Raw genomic sequence first — 9,566 nt, forward strand, 5'->3', positions numbered from 1 at the left:
ATCTGTGACAGGGAGGTTTCGATCGATTGAAATGACAGGTGTAAAACGGCCTTCCTGGCGCGATCTTGTAGATGGATCAGGCGAGTGTGACCTCGCCGACCGCTTTGCGGACGGCGGCGAACGCTCGCGATTTTTCGGATTTACGATCAGTGACGAGCACATCGATGCGCTCAGGCTCGCACCAGCTGGCGCGGCTGCGGACACCGATCTTCGAGTAATCGGCGGCCAGGATCACGCGGCGTGCGTTAGCGCACATCGCGCGGGCGACTTCTACCTCATCCAGCTCGAAGCTGCTGGCGCCGGCCTTCGCATCCACGCCCACGGGCGAGAGGATGGCGACGTGGGCCTGGTAGCGATGGATCTCGGCAACGGTCGTCGCACCGTTGGTGCAACCAATCTGCGCATCGAAGCGGCCACCGAGCAGGTGCACGGTGTTGCCCGCGCGTGCGGCGAAGCGCGAGGCCACGTCCACCGCGTTGGTGATGATGGTGAGGCCGCTGCGTGTCGCCAGGGCCTCGGCCACCACGTTCATGGTGCTGCCCGCATCCATGAAGATCGTCTGCCCGCTTTCCACGAGCCCAGCCACAACCTTGGCGATGGCGCGCTTCTCGCGTACGCGGGTGGCATGACGCACATCGATCGGCGGTTCGTCAGAAGTGAGCACCGCGCCGCCATGCACGCGGCGGATCTCGCCGCGCTCGGCGAGTTCGACCAGGTCGCGGCGGATCGTCTCGCGCGATACACCGAGCTCGGTGACGATCCGTTCCACGGAGACCTGGCCGCTGCTGCGGAGCAGGTCACGGATGCGGGTGTGTCGTTCTTCATGCCACATGGCGTCGTTCCTTGAGTATGTGCAAGAGCAGGCGCATCGCGCCGAGTGCGAGGGCACCGGCCACCACGACGCACATCGCGTACGCGGCGGCCTGGGCCAGGAAACCGTTCTCGTCCAGGCGCATCACGGTGACCGAGGCCAGCCCGGTGTCAGCCGTGACGAGGAAGATCACGCCGGATAGCGTCGCCATCGAGCGCATGAACAGGTAGAAAAAGGTGGAAATCGCGGCCGGCGCGGTGAATGGAAGTACTGCATCGCGGAGTACTTCGCGGGTGCCGCCGCCGAACGCCGCCACGGCGTCTTCCAGGGCATCAGGCACCTGGCGCATGCCGGTCTGCATCGTGAGGAAGGCCTGCGCGTGGTAGTGATACAGGCTGCATGCGGCGATGATCAGCAGGCTGCCGTGCATCCAGCCCGACCACGGGCCGTGGTTGAACGCTATGACGTAACCGAGGCCGATGACCATGCCCGGTACGGCAGCCGGTAGCGACGCCATGAATTGCACGGCGCGCACAAGGGGCGGCGGCGCCTTGCGCAGGCCGGCGCATAACGCGAAGACGAGTAGCGTGCCTGCAACCGCGGCCATGAATGACATGGAGAGCGATGTCCAGACCGGGCCGAAGCCTTCGGTCATGCCCGTGTAATTCGCCAGTGTGAGCACCTGCTGGTACGGCCATAGCTTCACGAAGGACACATAAGCCACGGTGCCGACCACGGCGAGGATGGGCAGCAGGGCGAAGAGCGAAACCAGTGCGAGCACGACATCGCGGCCGATGTGGCGCGCCGGCGCCAGGGCACGGCCGGGCATCGCATCGCCGCTGTCCTGGCGACGTTTGGCAAGACGGCTCAGCCACACAGAAAGCAGGGCGGGTAGAAGCAAGACCATGCCCAGCGTCGCGCCCATCGCGAAGTCGAGCTGGCCCACGACCTCGCTGTAGATTTCCATCGCCAGGACGCGGTAGTTGCCGCCGACGATGACCGCGCTGCCGAAATCGGTGAGCGTTTCGGTGAAGACCAGGAACGCGGCGGCGAGCAGGGCGAAACGCAGGCGCGGCAGCGTGACGTCGATAAACTGCCGCCACGGCGTCGCGCCCATGGAGGCGGCGGCGTCGTAGTGGCGAGCCGGCGTGCGTGCCAGCGCCGCGGATACAATCAGCACGACCTGCGGAAGGCCATATAACGTGTTCGCGATGACCAGGCCGGGGAAGCCGTAGATATCGGTGGGCAGGCCGGTGAGGCGATGGACCAGACCGTTCCGGCCCAACAGCAGGACCAGGCCCAGGCCGAGCACCAGGGAGGGTGCGAGCATCGGTAGCAGTAGGGTCGCACGGATCAAAGCCTTGCCTGGCAGGCGCGACCGATGCAACGCCATGGCGATGCCGAGACCGAACACGATCGTGGCGAACGTGGTCACCAGCCCGGTTTCGATACTGTGCAGGGCGGCGCGGGGCAGGCCCGGGTCGTCGAGTAGCCGCGCGTAGTTGCCGAGCGTGAACGCGCCCGAGGCATCGGTCAGGCTGCGCCATGCCACGGTGAATAGCGGATTGACGAAGAACACGAGCAACCCGGCACACGGCACGGCGAGCAACAGCCACGCGAGGCTGCGCGTGTGCGTCGTGCTGTGCGGGGCAGCCAGCGTGCTCACGTACACACCCATGCGCCACGGATGGCATCGACCGCCACAGCTTCGCCCGGCGTAAGCGTGCTGCGGCCATGCAGCTCGGCGATCAGGCGCTGGCCGCGCCAGACGATGCCGGCGCGTGCCAGGTTGCCCAGGAAGGTCATATCCGACACCACGGCATCGCCGCGCGGATCGGCATCGAGCACGATGTCTTCCGGACGCAGGCACAGTTCCCAGGTGGCATCCGCGCCTGGGGGGCGGCGCTCGAGGAAACCTGGCATCACCTCGCGTACGAAGGCGGTAGGCAGCAGGTTGGCGTGGCCGATGAAGTCAGCGACAAAGCGCGAGGCGGGGCGTTCATACAGGTCGCGCGGTGCGCCGATCTGCTCGATGCGCCCAGCCTTCATGCACACGATGGTATCGGCAAGGGCCAGTGCTTCGTCCTGGTCGTGGGTCACCATGATCGTCGGGATGCCGAGCGAGCGCTGCAGCGAGCGGATCTCGCCGCGCAACTGCGTACGGATCGCCGGATCCAGTGCCGACAACGGTTCATCGAGCAGAAGCAGCGCGGGCTCGGCGGCCAGTGCACGGGCCAGGGCGACGCGCTGTTGCTGGCCACCGGATAGCTCATCCGGGAAACGGCCGCCAAAGCCGCCCAGGCCGACCTTCGCCAGCAGTTCGGTGCTGCGGGTGGCAATCGTGCTCGCCGATGCGCCGCGCAGGCGCATGGGGTAGCCCACGTTGGCCGCGGCGGTCAGGTCGGGAAACAGGGAATACGACTGGAACACGATGCCCATGCCGCGTTCGCGCGCCGGTACGCGGGTAATGTCTTTGCCGCCAAGCTCCACGCGGCCCGAATCGGGCTCGGTGAGTCCGGCCACGATGCGCAGTAGCGTGGTTTTTCCGCAACCACTTGGCCCGAGCAGGCACACGAAGTCGCTCGCGCCCGCGCTGAACGACACACGGTCGAGCACCGTGTTGCCGCCCCAGGCCTTGCTGATGTCTTCGATGCGCAACTGCATGAAGTGAAATCTCCCCCGCAACCCGGCGCGTCAGCGCGTCAGGCGCTTAAACCGTGCAATAAGGGCCGCGCGCTCCCGCGCCGCGGCGTCGAAATCACGCGCAGGCAGCGTGGCGACCACGTCGGCCGGCAAACCTGCGCGCTGTTGTTCGTCGGTAGGCGTGCTACCCGGCGCGGCGACAATCTCCTTGTAGCCGCGGTAAAGCGCGGCCGCGGCGGGTGAGGCCGTCCAGTCGAGGAAGCGCTTTGCGTCCGTCGTATTCGTCGCACCCTTCATGAGGCCCGAGCCTTCCAGCTCGTAGCCCGTGCCATCGGTAGGCAATACCATCGTGACCGGGTAACCCTGGCGGATGGATTGCATGGCCGAGAAAGCGAAGGAAACGCCGATAGGAAACTCGCCGATACGTGCCAGCTTGCACGGCGCCGAGCCTGAGAGCGTCACCTGGCCGAGGTTTTCCGCGATATCGGTGACCAGCTGCAGGCCTTTCGCGCTACGGCCGGCATCACTCAAGGAGGACAGCACCATGTAGCCCGTGCCCGACGAGGCCGGGTCCGGCATGGCGATCTGGCCGCGGTACTTCGGTGAGGCCAGGTCGTGCCATGTGCGTGGCATCGGTAGCCCGTGTTCGGCCAGGGCCTCGCGGTTCACGCATAAGGCGGCCATGTAGCCGGTCGGCGCAAACCAGCGGCCGTCGTTGCCGCGGAAACGCGCGGGAAGGGCGTCGATCGTGGCGGAATGGACCGGTTGCAGCAGGGTGGCGATGCGTGGATCGAGCAGGTCGGTGGCGGCCATGCCCCAGACCACGTCGTTGCGCGGCTCCGCGGACTCGGCCAGCAACCGTGCGGCGAGATCGCCGCTGGAAAGGCGCAGCACATGGACGTCCACATCCGGCAAGGCCTTCTTCGCGCCGTCCAGATAGGTAGCGATCTCATCGCTCTCCAACGCCGAATACACGGTCAGGCTCCCCGCATGGGCAGTCGCGCACATGGCGAGCATCGCGGTCACGCTGGCAATGTGGCGGTATGGACGCATGGAGGACCCCTGGGCTAGCGCAACCAGTGGGGTGGAAAAGTTCACCCACCCGTGTGGCGTTTTGGGTATATTTGCAAACATGTGGACTCCGAGTCCACAGGAAAATTTCCGTTTTCGTCATTAACGTGAAACGTGCAAAAGCTAGATCGCGCACGTTCTTCTGGAGCCCCGAGTGACTGTTCATGCCCCGCTGTCCGCCGCTGAGCGGGCCGAGTTCGAAGCCTTTGCCACGGGTATCGCCAACAATGCGCGCGCTTTGTCTCTCCCACGTTTCCGCCGCCCGGTCGATGTCACCCTGAAGCGCGACATGAGCCCGGTGACCGCCGTGGACCGCGGTGTGGAATCGATGCTGCGGGAACGTATCGAGATGGCCTGGCCCGCCCATGGCCTGCTTGGCGAGGAATACGGAGCCACCCGCGTCGATGCGGAGTTCGTCTGGTCGATCGATCCGATCGACGGCACGCGCAGCTTCATTTCCGGCTGGCCGCTGTGGGGCACCCTGATCGCCTTGCTGCGCCACGGCGCGCCGGTGCTTGGCATCCTGGACATGCCTGTGCTGGATGAGCGCTGGGTGGGTCATGTTGGCGTGGGCAGCACGATGAACGGTGTGCCTTGCCACACCAGCGGGTGCCAGGGTCTGGCCGAAGCCACCATCTATACGACCACGCCGGACATGTTCACGCCGGACGAGTGGGCCCGCTTTGACCGCACCAGCCGTGCCGCCCATGCGCGCCGTTTTGGCGGTGACTGCTACAGCTACGGCATGCTGGCGTCCGGTCATATCGATGCAGTGATCGAGTCCAATCTTATGCCGTACGACTACCTGGCCATCGCGCCGGTGGTCGAGGCGGCCGGTGGTGTCATGACCGACTGGGAAGGCCTGCCACTGGGCCTGCACAGCGGTGGCCGTGTGGTCGCCGCCGCCACACCGGAACTGCATGCCGCGCTCATCGCTTCATTGAAGGAATAGTCCATGGTCTCCCGCGACCGCCGCCGGTTCCTGCAAGGCGCCGCCGCCACCGCCGCCGCGTCGCTGATCGCGCAGGGCTTCCCGGCCAGTATCGCGCGGGCGCTTGCCACGGCGCCGGATCGACGAAGCGGCACCATTGCCGATGTCGAACACGTGGTCATCCTGATGCAGGAGAACCGCTCGTTCGATCATTACTTCGGCGCATTGCGCGGCGTGCGCGGCTTCAATGATCCGCGCGTGCTCGAACTGGGCAATGGCGATCCGGTGTGGAAGCAACCGACGACGGCCACGCACACGAAGTTCTGGAAATCGCGCGGTGTCGGTGCCGATGTGGGTTGGGTCTATCCCTTTCATCTCGATACGCGTGCCAGCGGCGATCACCATGAGGGCACGGACCACGGCTGGAGCACCGGTCATGGGTCGTGGAACCTCGGCCGCAACGACCGCTGGATCGAGCAGAAGCAGGATGTGCTGACCATGGCCTACCTGCGCCGCGAGGATGCGTCGTTCCATTACGCGCTCGCCGATGCCTTCACGGTGTGTGACGCGTACCACGCCTCCGCACTGGCCGACACCGCGATCAACCGCATCTACCTGTGGAGTGGCACGTCGGATCCCGCGGGTCGGCTCGGTTCGAAAGACAACGGCCCCGGAAGCGAGGAGCGCGCGAACACCAACGGCTATACATGGTCCACCTATCCCGAGCGCCTGGAACAGGCCGGTGTTTCATGGCGGGTCTACCAGGGCGGCACGGGCGAACCGGGCTCGCCGACCGACAACTACACCGATAATTCGCTGGAGTTCTTCGCCGCCTACCAGGTGCAGGAAGGCGCGGACCCGGCGAGCCCGCTGGTACGCCATGGCGTTTCCACGCACACGCTGCGTGACCTGCGCAACGACGTGATCCATAACCGCCTGCCGCAGGTCACCTGGATCGTCGCGCCGTACAAGTACAGCGAGCATCCGACCTCATCGCCCGCCGATGGCGCGTTCTACATCCGTGCGGTGCTCGATGCGCTTACCGCGAACACCAAGGTGTGGGGCCGCACGGTGCTGTTCCTCAACTACGACGAGAACGATGGGTTTTTCGATCACGTCGTGCCACCTGCGCCGCCGCTGGCAAACGGGCAGGGCGGCGTGGTTTCCGCGGCGCTCGCCTCGGGCTTGCGCGATGAAATCATGGATCTCGATGCACATCCCAGGATTTCCAGCCCGATCGTTCCCGGTAGCGATCCGAAGGGTCTGCAGGTCGTCGGCCTCGGTAACCGTGTGCCGATGATCGTGGTCTCGCCGTGGACGCGTGGCGGCTGGGTATGTAGTGAAACCTTCGACCACACCTCGGTCTTGCGCTTCCTCGAAAAGCGCTTCGGCGTCGAAGAGCCGAACATCAGCAGCTGGCGGCGGGCCGTGTGCGGCGACCTCACCAGCTGCTTCGATTTCGCCGGCACGCACGACCACAAAATGCCGGTCATCGCGGTGCCCAGTGGCTCGCACGGCAAGACACCGATCACCGTGCCGGCAGAACAGGTGATGCCTTCACAAGAGCCAGGTCAACGTCCCGCGCGTGCACTCGATTACGCGTGGGTGGTAGAACATCGCCTCGATGCGGGCCAGAGCCACATCGCCTTCGACAACACCGGCAAGCTCGGTGCCGCCTTCCTCGTCTATGACGGGCTTGATCGCGACGCGCCGCCACGCCGTTACGCCGCCATGGCGGGCGATCGCATCGAAGACGCATGGAAACTCGCACCCGGCGGTGATGCGTACAACCATCGCATTTACGGGCCGAACGGTTACTACGCAGCGCTCCGTGGATTCGCGGACGACACGCTGGAAGCCGTCGTGAGGGGCGTGGCGCGCGAGCGCCGCATCGAGATCGCCATCACCAATGCGGGCAAGGCCCGTGCCACGTGCCGCGTGACCAACGCCTACGGCAGCGATGAGCCGCGCCACGTCAACATCGACGCAGGCGCCACGGAAACCGTCGCGGTCGAACTTGCCAACAGCTCCGGCTGGTACGACATCAGCATCACCACCCCCGAAGCCCCACGCTATCTTCGCCGTTACGCTGGCCACCACGAAGACGGCAACCCCGCCGCCAGCGACCCCGGCCCCCGCCACTAACCGCAACCTGGCGGCTCGCGGCATTTCCACCGCGTTGCCCCCACCTGTAGGAGCGCGCTTGCGCGCGATGGGTGCTCGCGATAACCCCGGATCGCGCGCAAGCGCGCTCCTACAAGGGGGGGCGTCACAGCCCGGCGGTGGCCGCGGCAGTCGCCTTGGCCGCACCGCGCAACGCCCCGGCGCGTCCGGGCGCCTGCTTCAATGCATCCTGGAACGCGGCCAGGGCGGGCCCTGGCTTGTTCTGCACAAGGAAAAGCTCGCCCAGCTGTTCCCGCGCAGGCACGATCGGTCCGGGCGTCACTGGCCGTTTTTCGATCCGATCCTCTCGCTCGGCCGCATCGCTCAGCAAGGCAACCGCCCCGGCGGGGTTGCGACTCGCCTGGGCAACCCAGGCCATCACTTCAGTGGCCAGGATGCCGGTCTGGTCGGCCCAGTACATGTCACCTGCCACGCGTAAGCGCGCTTCGATCGCTTGCAGCCGAGCACCCTGCTTACGCGCCTCATCGGCGTGACCGCTGCGGGCGAGCCCAATGCCCTTCGCCCACACAGCGATCGCGACGACGGATTCCGGCGCGCCCATGGGCGGCGTGATCGCCACAGCGTCCTCCCAACGCGCCTCATCGACCGACACGCGTACCGGCATCGCAGTCGACGCATAGGCGATCGCGAAGTCGGTCATGTCCAGCCGGGGCAGGGCTTTCATCCTGGCGATGACTTGGCGAGCTTCTTTGTCACGCCCGGTCTGTACGTAGGCGTAGACGAGGTAATCCATGGCATGCAGTTCGCCCATCAGGTCACCCTGTGCGCTCGCGGCTTTCTCGGAGGCAATGTTTGAGGTGATGGAGTCCTCCCACAGGCCGAGCCGGGTGAAAATGTGTGATGGCATGTGCAGCGCGTGCGCTGCGGAGGGTGCGATGCCCGCGTACTTCCGCGCCGCATCCAGGCCCTGCTGCGCTAGCTCCGCGCTGTCGCAGGCATGAATCAGGATATGCGCGATGCCGGGATGATCCGGATGCATTTTGTACAGAGGATCGAGGATGGCCACGGCATGCTTCTGCCGTGTATGGGTCTTGTCGGTGGGCGACGCGTTGGCGAGCAGCGCGACCGCGTAGAACACCTGCGCTTCCACATCGCTCGGATGATCGTGCGCGACGGAGGCCATGGCCTGCTCATAGGCGAGCGTGCGCTGCGCGGTGGTGAGCTTCGGATCGACGCGATAGAGCTGGGCTAACGCATGGATGTAGTCACGCTCGATACCTGAGGCCGGCTGCAGCCTCGCGGCTTCCTGCGCGGCTTCCTGCGCGGCTTTCTGGCCGTCAGTGAAGGTGGCCGGGGGCAGGGGAGGCTGCCAGACCGGATGGAAGTCGGTCATCGCGACGCCCCAGTGCGCCATGGCGCATTTGGGGTCTTTTGCAGCGATGTCTTTGAAGGCTTTTTGTGCGGCGGTGAAGGCGAACGAATGCAGTAACGCGACCGCGCGATTGAACGGTTGTTGCACGGCGGGTGAGCACGATATGGGGAACGATACGGTGCCTAGCTTCTCTGGCACGCCATGGTCGTGGTCGTGCATCTCTTGTGCGTAGGCCGCCCCTGCCGTGGCCAGCAGGACGAGCAGGATGCGCCATCGAGCGATCATCACGAGTGCCTTTGATGCGCCCGGAGAAAAAGGGCGAACGTCAATCTACGCCTGCATGGCGACGACGCCCATCTGCTATACGGCTAGCCCATTGGGCTCGCGGGGTGCATTGCTTGCGAAAACGCACGCATCGGTGGCACGAGTGTTTCGTTTTTGATGCAGTTGGCGTTTGCATGTCTTCATCGAGTGGGCTCGCCTGCGGCTTCGTGGGGGCTCGGCTTCGCCATCGCGCTAGCGCTCGGACGTGGTCGCAGGAGAGCCCTCGGTGCCCACCCTCGCTGCTCAGACAGGTCCTCAACGTTCGACAAGGATGCCCCTCCGGGGCCATG

Annotated in this window: 7 protein-coding genes; 2 read left to right on the forward strand and 5 right to left on the reverse strand. The window is 65.6% G+C overall.

The features are described 5' to 3' along the window. Positions 1–76 precede the first annotated feature (76 nt). Genes VGN46_RS12120 through VGN46_RS12135 form a run of 4 tightly spaced genes read right to left on the reverse strand, consistent with a single transcriptional unit; the run spans position 77 to position 4,507 of the window. The gene (locus tag VGN46_RS12120; protein ID WP_331643955.1) at positions 77–832 is read right to left on the reverse strand and encodes a DeoR/GlpR family DNA-binding transcription regulator; all 756 of its coding nucleotides are present in this window, start codon (positions 830–832) and stop codon (positions 77–79) included. Next, positions 822–2,477: an ABC transporter permease subunit gene (locus VGN46_RS12125; RefSeq protein WP_331643957.1), complete on the reverse strand. Its 1,656-nt coding sequence runs from the start codon at positions 2,475–2,477 to the stop codon at positions 822–824. Before VGN46_RS12125 ends, VGN46_RS12120 begins: the two co-directional genes overlap by 11 nt. Then, a complete protein-coding gene (locus VGN46_RS12130) occupies positions 2,474–3,475 on the reverse strand; it encodes an ABC transporter ATP-binding protein (protein WP_331643958.1) in 1,002 nt (333 codons plus the stop codon). The genes VGN46_RS12125 and VGN46_RS12130 overlap by 4 nt, the downstream gene beginning before the upstream one ends. A 30-nt stretch (positions 3,476–3,505) precedes the next feature. After that, positions 3,506–4,507, reverse strand: coding sequence for an ABC transporter substrate-binding protein (locus tag VGN46_RS12135; protein ID WP_331643959.1), 1,002 nt, complete (start codon positions 4,505–4,507; stop codon positions 3,506–3,508). Positions 4,508–4,679: 172 nt separating this feature from the next. On the opposite strand from VGN46_RS12135, the gene VGN46_RS12140 reads away from it, so the two are divergent. Continuing rightward, positions 4,680–5,477 carry an inositol monophosphatase family protein gene (locus VGN46_RS12140; RefSeq protein ID WP_331643961.1) on the forward strand — a complete coding sequence of 266 codons (798 nt, stop codon included), beginning with the start codon at positions 4,680–4,682 and terminating at the stop codon, positions 5,475–5,477. A gap of 3 nt (positions 5,478–5,480) precedes the next feature. Beyond that, on the forward strand, positions 5,481–7,601 hold the full coding sequence (locus VGN46_RS12145) for a phosphocholine-specific phospholipase C (protein WP_331643962.1): 2,121 nt from the start codon (positions 5,481–5,483) through the stop codon (positions 7,599–7,601). A gap of 124 nt (positions 7,602–7,725) precedes the next feature. Here the strand turns inward: VGN46_RS12145 and VGN46_RS12150 are convergent, their stop codons facing one another. Then, positions 7,726–9,237, reverse strand: a complete 1,512-nt coding sequence (locus VGN46_RS12150) for a hypothetical protein (RefSeq protein WP_331643963.1) — start codon at positions 9,235–9,237, stop codon at positions 7,726–7,728. Between the last annotated feature and the right edge of the window lie 329 nt (positions 9,238–9,566).

It is taken from the genome of Luteibacter sp. (assembly GCF_036500425.1).
GTDB lineage: Bacteria > Pseudomonadota > Gammaproteobacteria > Xanthomonadales > Rhodanobacteraceae > Luteibacter.